At 53.8% G+C, this 17,992-nt stretch carries 14 protein-coding genes; 8 read left to right on the top strand and 6 right to left on the bottom strand.

Going from position 1 to position 17,992, the window contains the following annotated elements; genetic code table 11:
- Positions 1 to 49 precede the first annotated feature (49 nt).
- The 7 genes from smc (at position 50) to TALK_RS13735 (ending at position 7,933) form a co-directional block, all read left to right on the top strand.
- Positions 50 to 3,583, top strand: a complete 3,534-nt coding sequence (smc, locus tag TALK_RS13765; RefSeq protein ID WP_085619714.1) for a chromosome segregation protein SMC — start codon at positions 50 to 52, stop codon at positions 3,581 to 3,583.
- Between the two features lie 89 nt (positions 3,584 to 3,672).
- Positions 3,673 to 5,010 (top strand): class I SAM-dependent methyltransferase, encoded by a 1,338-nt coding sequence (locus TALK_RS13760; protein ID WP_085619713.1) that lies wholly within the window; start codon positions 3,673 to 3,675, stop codon positions 5,008 to 5,010.
- A 461-nt stretch (positions 5,011 to 5,471) separates the two neighbouring features.
- Complete coding sequence (locus TALK_RS22275) at positions 5,472 to 5,825, top strand: AtpZ/AtpI family protein (protein WP_245829905.1); 354 nt, start codon at positions 5,472 to 5,474, stop codon at positions 5,823 to 5,825.
- Between the two features lie 32 nt (positions 5,826 to 5,857).
- The gene (locus tag TALK_RS13750; protein WP_085619712.1) at positions 5,858 to 6,580 is read left to right on the top strand and encodes a F0F1 ATP synthase subunit A; all 723 of its coding nucleotides are present in this window, start codon (positions 5,858 to 5,860) and stop codon (positions 6,578 to 6,580) included.
- A gap of 57 nt (positions 6,581 to 6,637) precedes the next feature.
- The gene (locus tag TALK_RS13745; protein ID WP_033068123.1) at positions 6,638 to 6,862 is read left to right on the top strand and encodes an ATP synthase subunit C family protein; all 225 of its coding nucleotides are present in this window, start codon (positions 6,638 to 6,640) and stop codon (positions 6,860 to 6,862) included.
- Positions 6,863 to 6,936: 74 nt separating this feature from the next.
- A complete protein-coding gene (locus tag TALK_RS13740) occupies positions 6,937 to 7,422 on the top strand; it encodes a F0F1 ATP synthase subunit B family protein (RefSeq protein WP_085619711.1) in 486 nt (161 codons plus the stop codon).
- Between the two features lie 4 nt (positions 7,423 to 7,426).
- Positions 7,427 to 7,933, top strand: coding sequence for a F0F1 ATP synthase subunit B family protein (locus TALK_RS13735; RefSeq protein WP_085619710.1), 507 nt, complete (start codon positions 7,427 to 7,429; stop codon positions 7,931 to 7,933).
- Positions 7,934 to 8,199: 266 nt separating this feature from the next.
- On the opposite strand, the gene TALK_RS13730 is transcribed toward TALK_RS13735, so the two are convergent.
- Positions 8,200 to 8,946 (bottom strand): class I SAM-dependent methyltransferase, encoded by a 747-nt coding sequence (locus TALK_RS13730; protein ID WP_085619709.1) that lies wholly within the window; start codon positions 8,944 to 8,946, stop codon positions 8,200 to 8,202.
- 74 nt (positions 8,947 to 9,020) lie between these two features.
- Positions 9,021 to 9,995, bottom strand: a complete 975-nt coding sequence (locus TALK_RS13725; protein WP_085619871.1) for a glutathione S-transferase family protein — start codon at positions 9,993 to 9,995, stop codon at positions 9,021 to 9,023.
- Positions 9,996 to 10,163: 168 nt separating this feature from the next.
- On the opposite strand from TALK_RS13725, the gene TALK_RS13720 reads away from it, so the two are divergent.
- Positions 10,164 to 11,096 (top strand): LysR family transcriptional regulator, encoded by a 933-nt coding sequence (locus tag TALK_RS13720; protein WP_085619708.1) that lies wholly within the window; start codon positions 10,164 to 10,166, stop codon positions 11,094 to 11,096.
- Between the two features lie 2 nt (positions 11,097 to 11,098).
- Here the strand turns inward: TALK_RS13720 and TALK_RS13715 are convergent, their stop codons facing one another.
- The 4 genes from TALK_RS13715 to TALK_RS13700 are packed head-to-tail and all read right to left on the bottom strand — an operon-like array spanning position 11,099 to position 17,888.
- Complete coding sequence (locus tag TALK_RS13715) at positions 11,099 to 13,174, bottom strand: hypothetical protein (protein WP_085619707.1); 2,076 nt, start codon at positions 13,172 to 13,174, stop codon at positions 11,099 to 11,101.
- Complete coding sequence (locus TALK_RS13710; RefSeq protein WP_085619706.1) at positions 13,171 to 15,891, bottom strand: DUF4159 domain-containing protein; 2,721 nt, start codon at positions 15,889 to 15,891, stop codon at positions 13,171 to 13,173. Before TALK_RS13710 ends, TALK_RS13715 begins: the two co-directional genes overlap by 4 nt.
- Entirely contained in the window at positions 15,891 to 16,847 is a 957-nt protein-coding gene (locus TALK_RS13705; protein WP_085619705.1) for a DUF58 domain-containing protein, read from the bottom strand. Before TALK_RS13705 ends, TALK_RS13710 begins: the two co-directional genes overlap by 1 nt.
- Before the next feature lie 3 nt (positions 16,848 to 16,850).
- Positions 16,851 to 17,888, bottom strand: a complete 1,038-nt coding sequence (locus TALK_RS13700; protein ID WP_085619704.1) for an AAA family ATPase — start codon at positions 17,886 to 17,888, stop codon at positions 16,851 to 16,853.
- Positions 17,889 to 17,992 lie beyond the last annotated feature (104 nt).

Genomic DNA, 17,992 nt, shown 5'->3' with positions numbered 1-17,992 from the left:
CGATGGGTGTCCGGCAATTATTCAGGGAATGGGGCGGCCGGGGGCATGATTGGTCCAGTTTAAATCGCTACGGCTGACGGGGTTCAAGTCCTTCGTCGATTCAACCGAATTACTGGTGGAAGACGGGCTGACAGGTGTTGTCGGCCCGAATGGCTGTGGCAAATCCAATCTTGTCGAGGCATTGCGCTGGGTCATGGGGGAAACCTCGGCCAAGCAGATGCGTGGCTCGGATATGTCTGATGTTATATTTGGCGGGACATCGTCCCGTCCTGCGCGCAACGTTGCCGAAGTGACCGTTGTTTTGGACAATGCAGAGCGCAAGGCGCCCGCCATGTTCAACGATTTTGAAACGCTAGAGGTCGTAAGGCGGATCGAACGCGGTGGCGGGTCGAATTACAAGGTCAATGGCAAGGATGTTCGTGCGCGCGATGTTCAGTTGCTGTTTGCCGATGCGGCGACCGGTGCGCGATCAAATGCGATGGTATCCCAAGGCAAAATTGGCGCGCTTATTGGGGCAAAACCAAGTCAGCGCCGATTGGTTCTGGAAGAAGCGGCCGGTATCACCGGTCTGCATTCGCGCAGGCATGAGGCTGAGCTTCGCCTTAAAAGTGCCGAACAGAATATGGAACGTCTTGAAGACGTTCTGGTAACCCTTGATAGCCAGATTGCGTCCTTGCAAAAACAGGCTCGTCAGGCCGAGCGTTATCGCAAGCTAAGCGGTAGTATTCGCCAGACCGAAGCCTTGTTGTTCCACATCCGGTGGACCGATGCCGAAAAACGCAAAGCCGATGCCCGTGAATTATTGGTTCTGGGTGAAAGTGCTGTGCGTGATTTGACCGCGCAGGTGACCGAGGCAACCACCCTTCAGGCCCATATTGCCGCCAGCATGCCCGACCTTCGCAAAAAGGAAAGCGATGCGGCGGCTGCTCTTCAGCGCATGGTCATCGAACGCGAAGGCTTGGACAAAGACAAGGCGCAAATCGAAACCCAGATGGCACAGCTTCGTGCCCGCATTCAGCAGATTGATGCTGATCTTTCGCGCGAAGCCGAATTGGCAAGTGACGCCGAAGGCGCGTTGAACAAGCTTAAGGATGAGCGCGAAGAATTGCGCGAAGCCCAAGGCGGTGAAGGTGATGAACTCGACGAAGCAAAAGAACGTGCCGTCGAAAAGGCCGGTCGTGTTGAAACGCTTGAAGGGCAGGTTGAAGAACTGACGGGTAAGGCTGCTGCCGAAGAAGCCCGGCTTAAAAGTGTTCAGCAACGCCTAAGTGAACTTTCTGCGCGTCGGACACGCCTGACCGATCGTTATGACGAGGCTGTGGCCCGTCTTGATGATATCCGGGTCGAGGCCGATTTTACCGAGGTGCTTGAAGAAGCCGGTCTGGCGCTTGAAGAATGCGAAGAACTTTGTGAACAGCGCAAGCTTGCCATTGAAGAGGCCGAGATGCGGCTTGCCGAATTGCGCGACCGCGAAGACAGTCTGAAAACGGCGGAAACCACATCGCGTGATGCGCTTCGTGATGTTGAAAGCCGCAAGGCACGACTGGTTGCCGAGATCGAGGCACTTGAAAGCCTGGCCAAAGGCAATGCCGATCAGCAATTCCCGGCGGTGATTGAAAAACTGTCGGTGACAAGTGGCCTTGAAATGGCGATGGCCGCGGCATTGGGCGAAGACCTTGATGCATCTGACGCCGAAGACGCCCTGATGCATTGGTCGGCGGTTGATCCCGGTACGGATGATCCGGCCTTGCCCGATGGGGTTCAGGCATTGGTGAAATTTGTTGATGGCCCGGCGCTTCTGAACCGCCGCCTATGGCAGATCGGCGTGGTTGATGATGAGGCGACCGGGAATTGGCTGGCCAAGACGCTTAAAACCGGGCAGCGGTTGGTGTCACGCGAAGGGGCGCTTTGGCGCTGGGATGGATATCGCATTAAGGTTGGGGCGGAACTTCCGGCCGCGATACGGCTACGGCAGCGTAATAGACTTGAAGAATTGCGCCTTGAGCTTGAAGAAGTTGACGAGGCCGTCGAGCTGGCTTTGGAAAAGGCCGATAGCGCGCGCGAAAATGTTGAACATTTGGCAGAAAACGTTGAAGCCGCCCGTAACAGCGAACAGGAAGCCCATCGCGCCCTTCGTGAAGCTGACGGGGCCTTGTCACGTGCCCGCGAAGAAATTGCCAATATTAAACGCGATGCCAGTGCCATCGAAGGGCGCCTGCAAAATGCCGAAGAAGCCGAAAGACGTGCCAAGCAGGACTTGGACGAACTGATTGCCGAACAGGAAGAATTGGCGGCAACACCCGAGGAATCAAGTGAAGGCCTGATGGAAATCAAGGCCGAGCTGATTGAGAAGCGTGCCGATCTTTCGGATGCGCGTGCCGATCAGATGGAAGCACGTAGTCAGCTTGAACGCATGCAACGCGATTCTTCGGGTCGTCACCAGCGCCTTGCATTTGTTGAAAATGAAATTGCGTCCTGGAATGACCGCGCATCGGGGGCCGGTGAACGGGTTTCCCAATTGCGTGAACGCCAGGAAGAAGCCCGGATGGAGCTCGAGGAGCTTGAACTTAAGCCCGACGAGATCGAAGAACGCCGGGCGATTTTATCAGATCGGATTGAAATTGCCGATCAGGCCCGCAAGGATGCGGCTGATGAATTGGCGCGTTGCGAGAATGCCCAGCGCGAAGCCGATCATAATCTGAAAGAAGCCGAACAAAAACTGGCAGAAGCCCGCGAAGGTCGTGTGCGCTGTGAGGCGCTTTTGGAACAGGCCGAGCAGCATCGACACGATTTGATCGAACGTATCCGCGAACGCGTTAACGCGACGCCAGATCAATTGGCCGAATTGGCCGAAATTGATCAGACCGTCGAATTACCGTCAGAAGCCGATATCGAAGCCCGGTTGCAACGCCAATCGCGCGAACGTGAAAACCTTGGTGCGGTCAACCTGCGTGCCGAAGTTGAACTGGCCGAAATGCAAGAACAGAAAGACACGCTTGTATCCGAGCGCGATGATTTGATCGCGGCCATAGACAAGCTGCGCAACGGTATCAATCAGCTTAACCGCGAAGCACGAACACGCTTGAAGGCCGCATTTGACGAAGTCGATAAACATTTCCAGCAATTATTCGTCCGCCTGTTTGGCGGGGGCGGCGCGCATCTAATGCTGACCGATGCTGATGATCCATTGGAAGCCGGTCTTGAAATCATGGCATCCCCACCGGGCAAAAAATTACAGCATCTTTCGTTACTGTCAGGTGGGGAACAGGCGCTTACGGCAATGGCCCTGCTGTTTGCTGTGTTTATGACCAACCCGGCACCGATTTGCGTGCTTGACGAAGTTGATGCACCGCTTGATGACGCCAATGTTGACCGGTTCTGTAAGCTGCTTGAAGCCATTGGCCGTCATGCCAATACCCGGTTCATGGTGATTACCCATCACCGTATGACCATGGCCCGTATGAACCGCCTGTTTGGTGTGACCATGGCGGAACGCGGTGTTTCCTCGCTGGTGTCGGTCGATCTGCACCAGGCAGAGGTTTATTCCCAGAAAGAGCAGAAAGAGCTCGACTTTACGAACTGATCATTTTTCCCTCGATGGGTATCGTTTGTGACGGACTTTCGCTAAGAGAGTAGTCATCACAAGAAAATCAAAACGGGAAAAGTACGGAAATGTCCAAAAAAGTGCGTGAGCTTTACGAGCAGTTTCCTTATCCGCTGCGTGATCCGCAGGAGGAAAAGGACCGGCTTCTGATGCCGCCGATGGATACGCTTTCCCGGGTTAATCATTATGGTTTTGCTGGCCGCAAGAACGTCGATGCTGGTTTCCGTGCGCTCGTTGCCGGTGGCGGTACGGGCGATAGTATGGTCTGGCTGGCGGAACAGTTGCGCGATTGTGGTGGTCAGGTGACCTATCTTGAACCGTCACAAGCCAGCACGCAGGTGGCGCGTGCGCGTGCCGAGGCGCGCGGACTTGTTAATGTTACCTATGTCAACGCGACCATTGGCGAATTTGCCGCAATGGCACCCGAAAAATTCGATTACATCAATTGCGCCGGTGTGCTGCATCATCTTGAGGACCCGGAAGAAGGTCTTCGTGATCTGGTATCGGTTCTGGCCGATGATGGTTGTATCGGAGCGATGCTGTATGGTGAACATGGGCGTTTGGCGGTTACGGAATGGCGAAAAATGGTGGCACCACTTCTGCCGGGCAAGGATCTGAATGAGCAACTTGCGATGACACGCAGTCTGCTTTCGAGCCTGCCGGAAGGTAATATGCTGCTTAAAATGGGCGGTGGCCCAGGGTTCATCAAAGGCTTACTTGAAAACGATCCTGAAATCGTTGATTTGCTGCTTCATCCTGTTGAATGTGCCTATGACGTTCATGGGGTTTATGATTTTGCCGCGTCTGCCGGGCTTGATGTTGCTGCGTTTACCGGTTTTTTTGGGTTTGGCGGAACGGGCAAGGCCCATTACAGCATTGAAAACCACATCACGGACCCTAGAATACTGCGTGATCTGATGGCCTTGCCCCTGCGTGATCAACAGGCATTCTGTGAGCGATATAGTGCGGCGATGCCGTTGCATGCATTTTATCTGACCCGCCCGAATAAGGTGCCGTCAGTTGCGGTGATGCCTGATCGTGATTTGTGTCCATGGTTCTTTGTGGCGCCGTCTGACAGTTTCTTTGATGATCTATTGAAATATGCCGGAAAGCCGATTGTTCTGGCCGATGGGACTGGCAATGCGGTTGATCTGACCGGGGGGCCGGATTTGGCAAAGCTGCTTGCGCTGTTTGATGGCAAAACATCTTTTGGTGATATTTCGATCCGGTTGCGCGATGAAATCCTGCATAAACAACCAATTGATATGAACCAGATTGCCGATAATACGCTGGCGGCTGTTTGGGCCCTGTTCCACAAGTTTGACTGGATGCTGGCATCATCCCTCGAAGGTGGTGGGCAACAGCATGATGTAGAGCGCCGCCTGTCGGTTCTTGCGCCAAAGTAGTTGCACGCAACAGCACGAAGTCGAAGTCGTCGGGGGGGCTTCGTAATGAATCGGTCCGATGGCAGATCGTAGATTGTCGATCCTGTTTGCGCAGGTTGGTGCGATATTGCGACCAAACCGGGCGGCAGAGGGCGGAAATGGATAAAAAGCGATTGAATTCACACCTGTTAGTAAAAACATCGATTTAGCGGTTCAACAGGGCAGGAACCTAGGGAAACCGCCGGTTGCAGGCCGAAACCCCATAGGGAGCATGGCAAAATAGGGTGCTACTATCGCCTAACATCAAATGTGAATGAACGCACTTTTTGGGGTTAAAATTGTTATAAAACAAATAGTTAATGGGGATTTGTTCCCCCCGGCATAATGGGGTTTTACGGCTTGACAGCCTATAGGGCGCTAAGTATGTTGCCCGCGCATTTCCTTGCAACGTTTGCAGGGCTGCCAGAGCGGAGTTCACGACGATGAGCGATGACAAAGATCGCGCTTCATTAGAAGAGCTTGAAAGCAAATTGGCAGCAGTTGCAGACAAACGCGAAGAGACGCATAGCCCGAACCGGGCTGCCCGCAAAACATCCCAAGGGATGGCAATAGGTATGCGAATTTCGGCGGAAATGATTGCCGCCGTTCTTGTTGGCCTTTTGATTGGCTGGGCGCTGGATCGGGTGCTTGATACAATGCCCTGGCTGCTTGTTCTGTTTGTTTTTCTCGGAGCGGGTGCTGGTGGTCTTAATGCTTATCGGGTTGCCAAAGGATACGACAGTGCTGTCGGACTTGGGCGCGCGATAAGAGAGCGCAAGCAAGGGACCAAGGATTGACCTTGGCCTTACTAGATTGAGCGAGGATTACGGTGGCTGGACCGCTAGAGCAGTTTGAAATCAAGCCCTTGGCCGAGCTTTCGGTTGCTGGTATTGATGTTTCCTTCACCAACTCCGCACTTTGGATGGTGCTCGCAGCCGTTCTCGTGACGTGCTTCATGACGCTTTCCATGCGTCGTGGTGCATTGGTCCCGGGGCGCTGGCAGGGTGCTGCTGAGGTGATGTATGAGTTCGTCGCCAATATGCTCAAAGATAATGTGGGAACCGCGGGTCGCAAGTACTTCCCGTTCATTTTCACGTTGTTCATGTTCGTTATGTTCGGGAACTTGCTTGGCATGATCCCGCACAGCTTTACTTTTACAAGCCACATCGCGGTTAACTTCGCGCTGGCTTTGGTGATTTTCGTCGGTGTGACGGTCATTGGCTTTATGCGTCATGGTACGCATTACTTTCGGATGTTCTTCCCCGAAGGTGCGCCGATTGCGACCGCGATCATTTTGATCCCGATTGAAATCATCTCCTATTTCTCTCGTCCGTTCAGCTTGGCGATCCGTCTGTTTGCAAATATGACCGTCGGACACATCATGCTGAAAGTTATCGGTGGTTTCGTCGGCCTTATCGGCATTCTTGGCGTTCTTCCGTTTGCTCTTCTGACGGGGATTACTGTTCTGGAGTTCGGTATTGCTGCGCTTCAGGCTTATGTGTTCACGATTCTCACCTGCATCTATCTCCATGATGCAATTCACATGCACTGATGTGTGTGGTCTGGTGTGATCTCTTATTGCCTGTAAGAAATTCGAAAGGGTGAAGTTATGGAACTCGATGCTGCTAAAATGATTGGTGCGGGCCTGGCTGCTATTGGCATGATTGGTGCTGGTATCGGGGTTGGTAACATCTGGTCAAGCCTGATTGCGACCGTTGGTCGTAACCCGGCTGCCAAAGGCGATGTTGAACTGTATGGCTGGATCGGCTTTGCCGTTACCGAAGCTATTGCACTGTTCGCACTCGTCGTTGCGCTGATCGTTCTGTTCGTCTAATCGGCGCCTTTTGCGCGAATACTCGGCCCGGCGAGGAACGCCCTCGCCGGTGTCGTTGAATTCGGGAGTAGGCTATGCCGCAATTTGATCTCGCGACGTTCTCGGAACAGATTTTCTGGCTTTTTGTTATTTTTGCCGTCCTCTATATGTTGATGTCGAAAATTGCATTGCCAAAAGTCGGTGAAGTTCTGGAACGCCGTCATAAGACTATTGAAGACAATCTTGGCAAGGCACGGGCGTTGAAAGACGAAACCGATGCCGCCATCGCGAAGTACGAGGCTGCCTTGGCAGAAGCTCGTGATGCCGCACAGGCTGACATTCGCGAAGCGACGGAAAAAGCAGCTGCCGAGCATGCTGCAAAAACCGAAGCGCTGGTCAAGAAACTGTCGAAAAAGACCGCTGATGCCGAAAAGGCTATTGCCGGTGCGAAAGACGACGCAATGAAAGGTGTGGCAGACGCCGCATCCGACATCGCCCGTGAAGCAACCGACAAACTTATCGGTGTCAAGGTTCAGGCCAAAACCGCCGAAAAGGCTGTTTTGGCGATCGTAGGAGAGTAAGAAGATGGCAACCCCACACGAGGTTACGTTCCTTACCGATCCTTACACCTGGACCACGCTTTCCTTCTTGCTGGTTGCCGGTTTCGGTGGCTTCAAGGCTGTTAAGGGGATTTCCGGCGCACTCGACAAGCGTGCTCAGAAAATCTCTGAAGAGCTCGATGAGGCACAGCGTTTGCGTGAAGAAGCTCAGGAGCTTCTGGCCAAATATCAGGCCAAACAGCGCGAAGCCCTGAAGGAAGCGGACGAAATCCGCGCCCATGCCAAGGTGGAAGCCGACCGCATGCTGGAAAACGCCTTGGTCGAACTGAAAGCGTCGCTTAAGCGTCGTGAACAGCAGGCCATGGATCGTATTGCTAACCTTGAAAGTCAGGCAATTGCCGAAGTTCGCGCCCGTGTGGCCGAAATCGCGGCACAAGCCACGCTGGCACTGGTAACTGACAAAGTCACCACAGCAAAGGCAGACGAGTTGGTCGATAATGCGATTGCGGAAATCAAAGGTCGCCTGAACTAAGATTTTTCGGTTATCCGAAATCCAAAACCCCGCAGGTCACCTGCGGGGTTTTTGTTTGCTTGAATACTTTTTGCCTGATGAACAAGGCAGGCATCTATATCGCACGATATAGATGCGTTGTTTTAGCGCCTGAATTGCCGGTTGCGGGGGCTGCTATGTGCCTTCGATTGATCACACGGGCAACAGCATGAAGCATCATTGATGCCGTTTGTTTTACACAGGCACCTAAGGTTGATGAGGCTTAGCTATGGCCATGATCAGGCAGATCAGGGCTTTTGTGCTGCCAAAAGCAAAAAGGGTGGGCGTCGACGATGGTTTTCCCATTTGGCATCTGCTGCATTTTTCACCGGCTCGGGTTCCAGAAGGCGGTTTAACTGTAATCCTGCATCAAGGAGGCCATTCACATAGGTTTCTACGGTGCGGTGATATTTGATCACGTCATCAATAAACCAGCTTGTGTGTCTGGGGCCTTCTTCGCGGTAATTGTCAACCGGCCAGAACAGATCATTGCCTTTGGCATCTTTGTGCCATTTCTGGCCCGCCAGTGCGGTGCAAATCGGATGTTCAACAGAGAACGCAAACCTGCCGCCAGATTTTAACTGATTGGCAATATCGATGATGGCGGTGCGATAGTCCGCAACATAGTGCAGAGCCAGCGACGATACGATCAGATCAAACTGCTGGTTGGCAAATGATGTCGCGGCAAGGTTTTCTATTGCCCCTTGTTCAAACGTGATGGTTTCATCGTCCGTCATCTGGTGTGCCGATGCCAGCATTCTGGCGGATACATCCATCCCAATTACAGATGCAGCCTTGTGATTGCAGGCATATCGGACAAAATCCCCAAAACCGCAACCAAGATCCAGAATATCCAGTCCGATCAGGTTTTCAGGTAACAGGCTGTGCAGGGCAGGCTGTTCCAGCACGTCGTTTAAACCGGTGCCGGTTTGGCGAAGAGAGCGATAGCCCTCATGGAAGGTGGGATTGTCGTAGACATTCTGGATTGAAGGCATTGGTGTTCACCATCAAACAGGACAGGAAGTATTCTTTGTGACCTGTTTGATGACAGGGTGCAAGTTGGCCTGCATTAGAGAGCGATATCCCCAAAACGTTCTGCGCGGTAGTGAGGAGCATCCAAGTCAAGGGTCGGGCCTTTGGGAACGATGCCTGTCGGGTTGATCATCAGGTGGCTTTGATAATAATGGCCTTTGATGTGATTAAAGAAGACGGTCTGCTTGATGCCGGGCATTTGATACAGCTCGCGGGTATAGGCTGACAGGTTTGGATAATCTTTGATCATCCGCAGATTACATTTGAAGTGACCGTGATAGACCGGATCAAATCTGATCAGGGTTGTAAACAGCCGCCAGTCGGCCTCGGTCAGGCGTTCACCTGCCAGATAACGCTGGGTCGATAGGCGACCTTCAAGCCAATCCAGCGTTTCAAACAGTTTGGTCACGGCGCCTTCATAGGCATCCTGTGTGGTTGCAAAGCCTGATTTGTAAACGCCGTTATTCACATCATTATAGACGCGGTTATTGATAGCGTCGATTTCAGCACGCAAATCTTCGGGATAATAATCACCCGGTTTCGCCCCAATATCGTCAAAGGCGGTATTGAACATCCGGATGATTTCTGATGATTCGTTGCTGACAATATTGCCGGTTTTCTTGTCAAAAAGGACCGGGACCGTCACGCGCCCGGTATAGCCGGGTTTGGCCGCACTATAGATTTGATGCATGAATTGATGATCACCAACATGATCGGGAAGACCATCATTCGGGGTAAATTCCCATCCATTTTCAAGCATTCGCCAGTGAACGGAGGAAACTGAAATTAAATGATCCAGCCCCTTTAAGGCACGCAAGATCAGGGTGCGATGGGCCCATGGGCAGGCATAGGAAACATACAGGTGATATCGCCCGGCTTCAGCCGGGAATTCGCCCGTGCCGTCACGCGAAAGCCAATTGCGAAACGCCGCGTCCTGGCGTTTAAATTTACCACCGGTGGATTTTGTGTCGTACCACTGGTCTTTCCAGATGCCGTCGACCAACAGGCCCATGATCGTATCCTTCGGTTTGGAGGCGGTTTCTTGTTTGGCCTTTTGTGTGTGGCCTGATAGGGGGCCCTCCATATTCGTCATTTCCCCGTTGAATGCAATCAGGCTATATGACATTAATTTGTTTCCATATGGGCAACAATAATACGATCATAACGGCGAGGGTACGGGATGCTGATTGGTAATCTGGATGGGATGACGGTTTTCGCCCGCGTGGTCGAGGAACAAAGCTTTTCCGGGGCAGCGCGCAAGCTTGGCATGTCCAAATCCGCTGTCAGCAAGCATGTTACCAAGCTGGAAGACAATCTTGGCATTCGGCTGTTGAACCGCACGACACGCCGACTGAGCCTGACCGATGCGGGGGCGACTTTTTATCAGCACTGTGCGCGCGTGGTCGAAGAAATCGAAACGGCCGAACACGCCCTGACAGATTTGCGTGGAACGCCGCGCGGGACGCTGCGTATTTCTGCCCCGCTGACTTTTGGCCAGCGTTACATGCCGGATCTTTTGGCTGAATTCATGGGTATGTATCCGGGGCTGCATATTGATATGCATCTGGCCGATCATATGGTTGATCTGGTGGCCGAAGGGTTCGATATGGCAATTCGCATCACACGGCTTAAGGATTCCAGCCTTATTGCGCGCAAGCTTGCCGAATTTAATGCGTATGTAGTGGCCTCGCCTGATTACCTGGCCGAACATGGCGAGCCACAGCACCCGTCTGAACTGGTCGGGCACAAGACGCTAGCCTATACCAACCTGGCCAGCCCCAATGTTTGGGATTTTGAAGGACCAGACGGACCGATCAATGTCCGGGTCAATCCGGTCATATCGTGCAACAACGGTGAATTCACGTCTATTGCTGCAATGCGCGGGCTTGGCATCGCGCGTGAGCCAGAATTCATCGTGGCCGAAGCCCTGCATAAGGGCAAGCTGGTTGAAATTCTTAAGCCATTCAATTCACCGGCGCGCGGCGGCATATATGCCGTCTATCCGGAACGTCGCCACTTGCCGACCAAGGTTCGCATTTTTATTGATTATCTGGTGGAAAAGTTCCGTGGTGGATTATGTAATTTCCACAAAAGCCTGTATTCGGGTGACTAAAGCTATTTGCTTTCGATCCGCCATCCGAACAAGCATATCAATCCAACCAAAATGGCAATGATTGGCAAGGGCAGCAAATTTGTGATCCCACCGATTACCGTGCGGTAGCTTTCGGTTTCCATTAAACCGGCCCAATTGCTTCCATGCCAGTTACGATCATCGCGCATACGGCGAAACTCGGGCAGGCCCATTTCAATGCGGCCAATATATCCGTCGTTCGCATGTACGATGTCAGTTAACAGATCGGGTGTTGAATTGGTGTTTCGTCGTTCACTGGTCAGAACATCGCGATCAACATGAAGGGCGGTCTGGGCACTGTCTTTACCGTCTAGTGCCTGAACACGGATCAGGCCACGTTCAGAAATCGGCAAGGTTGCCTGCCATGTCTGATCCGACTGCCGTTCGAATGTCGCCCTGACCACAACACCGGTTTCCGGATTAGCCCCGGTTGCGATTGTTGGTTCGGCACCGATCTTGCGCCATGTCAGAATAAGGCTGTTGCCATCCGCGCTGCGTTCGGTGGTGATGGTGTTTTCATCAAGGGCAGGTTCCTTCATCAGCCAGTGTGACAGACGGCGCAATAATTCCGCAATCGGCCCGCCGCCATTATGCCCACGCTGCCAAAGCCACATCTGATCGGAACTGAGCATTGCGGCACGGCCTTCCTCTATCCGGCGCAGGGTTAGAAGGGGTAAATCATCGGCGCCAACAAGAAGGGTCATGACGTCATTGCCAGCTTCATGGGTTTCAACCTGACGATACCAGCGGCCCCATTTGGGGGGGGTATTGATTGAACCGGCAATCGGGGCGGTAACGGGATGAATACGTCCGGCAGCATTTACCTGTGGGACAAAGGGTTGTTCGATCATGCGCCCTGTTGCGGTTGCCGGCATCAGATCCCCCAGAACTGTATTTGATAAGCCATCCGGGCCCAGATATTCCGGCCCGGCGACGACCAGCGCAGCGCCACCCCATTTGACATAATCGACAACCTTTTCCAAATAATGCGACGGTAAAACGCCGCGCATCTGATAGCGGTCAAAGATGATCAGGTCGAATTGGCGCAGGCGAACTTCAAACAGATCGCGGATCGGAAACGGGATCAGGGCCAGTTCATTGATTGGTGTGTCATCGCCTTTTTCCGGCGGGCGCAGAATGGTGAAATGCACCAGATCAACACCGGGATCAGCGCGTAACAGGTTTCGCCAGGCCCGTTCACCGGGATGGGGTTCACCAGACAGCAACAACACGCGCAACCGGTCGCGGACTCCGGTGGTTTCAAGGATCAGGCGATTGTTGGTCTGATCCGTTTCGTTTGCGGTTTCATCCATGCGCAATTCGGCAATAACCGGGCCGGCATGTGGGACTGGAATGGTAACGCGGTGTGGTTCATTGGCCGGAAGGATCAGGTTGCGTTCGGTACCGTCTTCATGAAGCATTCGGACTGAAACCGGACTGCCTTGGGCCAGACTGTGATCAATTGCTTCGACCATGAAGTCGGCATTTTTGCCAACAATGCCGTAATCGGCGGTTTGGTGGATTTGTAATCGGCGATCTCGTTCATCATCACGCCCGGTGATAAGGGCATGCAGTGGCGCACCAAGATCAAGGCTGGACGGGATGTCGTGAATTTGCCCGTCCGTGATCATGACGACCCCGCCCAGTCGTTCACGCGGAATACCGCCCAGCAATCGATCAAGGGCGGTGAACATGCGGGTGTCGGTTTCCCCCGGGACATCTTCAAAGCGAAGTTCAATAGTGGGATCATCGGTGAAGTGATTGCGGATTTGCGAAATCGCCGCATCGGTTTGTTCTGCACGACTGCCGATATTCTGGCTGGCGGACCGGTCGACAAGGACAAGGATAATGTCGCTAAGCTTTTCGCGATCCTGATCGGTAAATTGCGGGGCAATCAGGGCCAGTACCATGATCGCCATGGCAATAGCCCGCCAGATTGTTCCGCGCAGGCGAAAAGCCGCAAATAACAGAATGGCGACAATACATATTAGGATGAGGATATTAAGCCAGCCCATATCAATAAGCGGCGCAATCTGAAAATCCTGCCAGCTTTTGTTCATCGGGCCAGCCTTTCAAGAATGGCGGGCAGATGTACCTGATCGCCCTTATAACTGCCCGTCAGGGCATACATCACAAGGTTGACACCAAACCGCCAGGCCATTTCGCGTTGCCGGGGGGAAATATCGTCGGTGCGGTTTTCAGAATTACGACCTTCATCAAGCATCCATGCCGATGCCCAGTCATTTCCGCCAAACAGAACCGATGCAACACCATCCAGACGTTGATCCGGTCGGGCATCAAGCCAAAGCGGTGATGCAAAACGGCCATATGGATGATCCAGAAGATAGAAACTGCGAAACAGGATGTGGTCACCCGGCGCGCGGTCAAGGATCGGAATTTCAAGCCCGGCCAGCAATCGGCGCAAGCGGGCAGGTTCTGCTTCCTGATCGCGGCTGTCGATCAGGATCATACCGCCACTATCAAGGTATCTGTTGATCTGTGCCTGCGCGTAGGCTGAAAACGGTTGTTGTCCGTCAACCAGCGGCCAATAGATCAAAGGATAGAAACTGAGATCATCAGATTCCGGATCAATCGCATCAGCCGGGGCCAGATCGGCGGCACTGCGCCGCCGTAGAATTTCAGTTAAACCGGCCAGTCCTGATTTGCTTAGCCGGTCAATCGCGGCGACATCAGTTTTAAGATAGGCCAGACGCGGTTGCAGGGCTGCAGCCTGTATTTCAACCGCGCTTGCCGTTCCTGTCATGGCCGCAAGTATCATAATTGCCGATGTTCCACCCACCATGACCGCCATCAGGATCGTCGTCAGGGCGTTGTGACGCCGGGATCGGCGAATGCTGACATGATGGACAAAGATCAGCGCCGCGCCATCAAGAACAAGCAACATCAGGGCAGCTAACAGGCAAAGCGCGGCCAGATCAATCTGGTCATAGTCGGTAATCTTGCGCAGGGCTGTGGTGCCTGGCCAGCGGATATGACTGTCGAGGTTGTCCAGAAAAGGCCCAAGGTTAAGGGCGACGGCCTGACCGTTTTCGCCGTAAATGCCCGGTGGGTGGCGTGGATTGGGCACAGGCAGCGGAGCACGAAGCGGCAAGATGGTGGCATCGGGTTGATGCGCGCGTCCAAAGCCATCGAGAACCGATTGTGGCGGCAGGCTTGTTTGCAATTCGGCCTCGGGCCGGTCACTTGGGCTGGCAAGAGGCAGAAGGCGTTGCCAGATTTCCACAAACAACCCTGACATTGGCAGGTTCGACCAATCCGCCCAAGGCGTGACATGGAACAGAACAACCCGCCCGGTATTGCGCGGCGCACTTGTGATCAGGGGGGTGCCATCGGTCAGGCGGGCCCATGTTTTGGCGACAATATCCGGATCGGGTTCGGCCAGAAGTTGGCGATTAATGGTAATTTCTTCGGGGATCTGGATGCCATAGAATGGACTGGAATCCGGAAAGTTCAAAAGATGTTTTGGTTTTTCCCATGACATCGACCCACCGAAATCCCGGTTTCCCAACCGCAATGTGACCGGCAGAAAGTCACGTTCGATTTCAGTTGTGGCATCACCAGCGAAACGTACCAGCATACCGCCATCCTGTACCCAACGTTCAAGGGCAGCGTATTGGCTGCCAAGTCCGGAAATCGGGCCCGCGGCGACAAGGATATCCATCTTGTCTTCCAGCAACCTTCCAAGCGGCGCATAGGTTATATCGGCATAGGGTGAAATGGCCCGGTCCAGAAAGAAATAGCGATCCGAAAGTAAAACCGGGCTATCCCCTGAACTGACAATTACCCCCACCTTGCGTTGTTGCCAGCGGGCACCGGTCTGAAAAACGGTGGCGGCGGTTTCCATTCCCTCGACCCCGACAGATTGGATCGAATTGGTAATGTCGCCTGGCAGCAGGATTTCAGTGTCGGTGTGATCGCTTGTTGCGGCCAGTGTAACGTTATGACGCAAAAGAACACTGCCCTGGTCGTTGCGCGCCAGAAGAATGATATCGCGCGCTAGCTTGCCGCGATCATGAGTCAGTGTGATGCCAAGGCCGGTGCGATTGCGGACCAGCGACTGGATCGCGATGCGGCTATTGCGCTTGGGCGACAAAATGGTGATGGGTGCAAGGGCGTCAAGATCGTTTGCCAGTTCAGCTTTGCCGGGGTAATCCAGATCGTCTGTCAGCCACAGAATGCTGCCAATTGAATTGGCCATATGTTGCTGATCGGCAATCAGATTGGACAATTGCGGGTAATCCGGGGCCCACGGACGTGGATGCAGGCGGTCAATAAAACGATCTGCCTGATGCGCAGAGACCGGACCGATGATATCGGGCAGGCGCGTGATGGTTGCCCCTGCTGGTTCAGGGGCTGTTTGGGCCAGATAGATACTGCGCAGGTCAAGGCGTGCCTGATTGATGATTTCGTGCAAGCCGGCGCGATAGTCCGGCCAGTTTGCTGCTGATGACCAACTATTTTCGGCAATGATCAGGACCGCGCCGTCATTTTGCGAAAACTCGTTGCGGTTTAAAACCGGGCGGGCAGCAGCCAGGATCAGCATGATCAGGATCAGGCATCGCAGGATGGTTTGCCAAAGTGGGGCACGCTGCATGTCGCGCCGATTGGTGCGCAGGCCGCGCAAAAGACGTGCGGCGGGAAAAACGATTTGTTTTGGCGAATGCGGGGCGGATCTGATGATCAGCCAGACAATCGGCAAAACCAGAACAGCAGCCAGCATCGCGGGATACAGAAACGTGATCGCAGCAAGGTTCATCACGCCCCCGTCTTGCTGCGACGGTTAGTTATCGGTCGCCCGCGCCCGTTTGATCCGGCTTGGCTTTGGCGTTCGCTTAGATGTTGATAAAGTGCAAGCAAAGTCGGGCTGGCACTTTCCGATGTGATGTAGCGATCATAAAGCCAGTCGTTTTCACGTGCGGCATCGCGAACGGACGCCCGCCAGACTTGGGCACGTTGTTTAAAGCCTTCTTCAAGGTCTTCGAACCGTTCGCTTCGGAAAATCATTTGATCATCGGTATCAAGGAAATTGATCCGTCCGCTAAAAGGCGGGGCAATTTCGGCCGGATCAAGAACATGCACCAATGCACCGTCATTTTGATATTGGCCAAGGGTTTTGATCGCGCGGGACGGTGATTGTGATTGCGAACTATCGGCGAATTCGAGGAAATCACTCAGCACCAGAACCGAATGTTTCCTGCCGGCATGCATCGTGCCGACCTGATCGGCAATGGTCGCCGGGCTTGCCAGCATTGCGTGGGCCAGTTTTTCAAGATGTTCGGCCGATGTGATGCGGGTGCGTTCCGCATCGAATGTGCCAACCGTTTCACCGTTGTGCAGCAGCAGATCAGCCAGCGCAATCGCAATGATCAGGGTGCAGGTCGCCTTGGTGGGGATGCCGCGTTTTGAAGACCAATACATGGACGGGGAAAAAACTGGCCAAATCCAGTAATTATGGCTGGCTTGCCATTCTGTCTGGCGGATAAAGGTGTGATCGCCGCGTGCCGAACGTCGCCAGTCTATCTGATTGGCGGGATCGCCGGTGACATAGGGCCGGAACTGCCAAAAGTCGCTGCCGGGGCCGACTTTGCGGTTGCCGTGAAGGCCGCTGCGCAGGCTCATGGCCATGCGGCGGCTTTCGTCGATCAGTTGTGGCAATTTCGCCGCGAGCGCCCGTGCGGCAGCAACATGATCGTGGACAGCGGCCAATGCCAATTTCTAGTTCTCCTGCAGGTAATCCAGCGCGTTGGTAATCAGCCCCTTGGCGGTAAAGCCTTCGGCGCGGGCGCCATAAGTCAGACCGAAACGATGGCGCAAAACAGGCACGGCAAGAGCTTCGATGTCTTCGATTGATGGGGCAAATCGGCCAAACAGCATCGACCGCGCCCGGCAAGCAAGCGATAAGGCCTGTGCGGCGCGTGTTCCCGGTCCCCAGGCGACATTATCGCGGATATCGTCCATATGTGTGCTTTCCGGGCGGCATTCGCGGCAAAGTGCGATGATGGTATCAAGAATTCGGTCGGGCATTGGCAGGCGGCGGACAAAATCCTGCGCCTCGGCCAGATCGTCGGCCTGTAGTACCTGACGCGGGCGCGTGGGATATCGGCTGGTTGTTTCGGTCACGATGCGGCGTTCTTCATCCTGATCGGGGTACCCCAACCGGACTTCAAGCAGAAACCGGTCAAGCTGTGCTTCGGGCAGGGGATAGGTGCCTTCCTGTTCCAGCGGGTTCTGGGTTGCCAGAACATGAAATGGTTCCGGAAGTTTGTGGCTGTAACCTGCAACCGATACTTCGCGTTCCTGCATGGCTTGCAATAGGGCGGATTGTGTTCGCGGGCTGGCACGGTTGATTTCATCAGCCAAAAGCAATTGGCAAAAGACCGGTCCCTTGATGAAACGAAACGCTCTTTTACCGTCAGAACCTTCTTCCAGAACTTCGGAACCCAAAATATCGGCGGGCATCAGGTCGGGTGTGAACTGAACCCGTTTGTCAAGCAGGCCAAGCACTTTGCCCAGTGTATGGGCCAGCAATGATTTTCCAAGTCCGGGCGCACCAACCATCAGAACGTGACCGCCGGATAAAATACCGATAAGTGTTTGCTCTACGGCCTCATTCTGCCCAAATATGATAGATGAGATCATCTTGCGGGCTTCGTCCAGTCGACCAACGCAGATATCCAGTCGTGCCGCATCGCGTTCAAGGCTGCTGTCTTGTGAAAGACCCATTTCTTCGGGGAAACGTGGCGCGTTTGTCATGGCGGGAAAACTTTGCTTCTTTTGTTGTACTGGTCCTGGATTCCGATAGCCCAATAAGGATGGTATCAGCGATATGAAGTCGCGCAATCTTTTGGTTTCAAACC

Origin of the sequence: Thalassospira alkalitolerans, from assembly GCF_002115745.1 — a bacterium.
Taxonomy (GTDB): Bacteria; Pseudomonadota; Alphaproteobacteria; order Rhodospirillales; family Thalassospiraceae; genus Thalassospira; species Thalassospira alkalitolerans.
This window is presented reverse-complemented; position numbering and strand designations above follow the sequence as displayed.

Excerpts from the sequence above, each read along its gene's own strand:
- TALK_RS13760 (WP_085619713.1), top strand. The coding sequence starts at position 3,673 with ATGTCCAAAAAAGTGCGTGAGCTTTACGAGCAGTTTCCTTATCCGCTG.
- TALK_RS22275 (WP_245829905.1), top strand. The coding sequence starts at position 5,472 with ATGAGCGATGACAAAGATCGCGCTTCATTAGAAGAGCTTGAAAGCAAA.
- TALK_RS13745 (WP_033068123.1), top strand. The coding sequence starts at position 6,638 with ATGGAACTCGATGCTGCTAAAATGATTGGTGCGGGCCTGGCTGCTATT.
- TALK_RS13740 (WP_085619711.1), top strand. The coding sequence starts at position 6,937 with ATGCCGCAATTTGATCTCGCGACGTTCTCGGAACAGATTTTCTGGCTT.
- TALK_RS13735 (WP_085619710.1), top strand. The coding sequence starts at position 7,427 with ATGGCAACCCCACACGAGGTTACGTTCCTTACCGATCCTTACACCTGG.
- TALK_RS13730 (WP_085619709.1), bottom strand. The coding sequence starts at position 8,946 with ATGCCTTCAATCCAGAATGTCTACGACAATCCCACCTTCCATGAGGGC.
- TALK_RS13725 (WP_085619871.1), bottom strand. The coding sequence starts at position 9,995 with ATGGGCCTGTTGGTCGACGGCATCTGGAAAGACCAGTGGTACGACACA.
- TALK_RS13720 (WP_085619708.1), top strand. The coding sequence starts at position 10,164 with ATGCTGATTGGTAATCTGGATGGGATGACGGTTTTCGCCCGCGTGGTC.
- TALK_RS13715 (WP_085619707.1), bottom strand. The coding sequence starts at position 13,174 with ATGAACAAAAGCTGGCAGGATTTTCAGATTGCGCCGCTTATTGATATG.
- TALK_RS13710 (WP_085619706.1), bottom strand. The coding sequence starts at position 15,891 with ATGAACCTTGCTGCGATCACGTTTCTGTATCCCGCGATGCTGGCTGCT.
- TALK_RS13700 (WP_085619704.1), bottom strand. The coding sequence starts at position 17,888 with ATGACAAACGCGCCACGTTTCCCCGAAGAAATGGGTCTTTCACAAGAC.